Source organism: Lyngbya sp. CCY1209 (assembly GCF_035615495.1).
Taxonomy (GTDB): Bacteria; Cyanobacteriota; Cyanobacteriia; order Cyanobacteriales; family Microcoleaceae; genus Limnospira.
Window position 1 is genome coordinate 1 of sequence record NZ_JAJENU010000342.1, and the last position, 276, is coordinate 276.

Below are 276 nucleotides of genomic sequence, written 5' to 3' on the forward strand. Positions count from 1 at the left end.
GTTGCAGAGACTCCTTTTGAAGTCATACTACGCAAGGCTCTTAGCGGTAAGACGAGTGACCCAAGATAACCAAGGCAAGAAAACAGCCGGAATGGATGGAGTGATAGCAATATCCCCGAAACAAAGGTTCACCCTTGTTGAAGAAATCAAAGGAAACTTCAAAGCCAAGCCATTACGGAGAGTCTGGATACCAAAACCAGGACGGGATGAAAAACGCCCTCTGGGAATCCCGACGATTCGAGATAGAGCCAAGCAAGCCTTGGTCAAGATGGCAAT

Annotated in this window: 1 protein-coding gene; it reads left to right on the plus strand. The window is 47.5% G+C overall.

Going from position 1 to position 276, the window contains the following annotated elements; genetic code table 11:
- Nucleotides 1–276, plus strand: a 276-nt coding sequence (locus tag LKE08_RS29275; protein ID WP_324704011.1) for a reverse transcriptase N-terminal domain-containing protein, incomplete at both ends; no start/stop codon positions are given.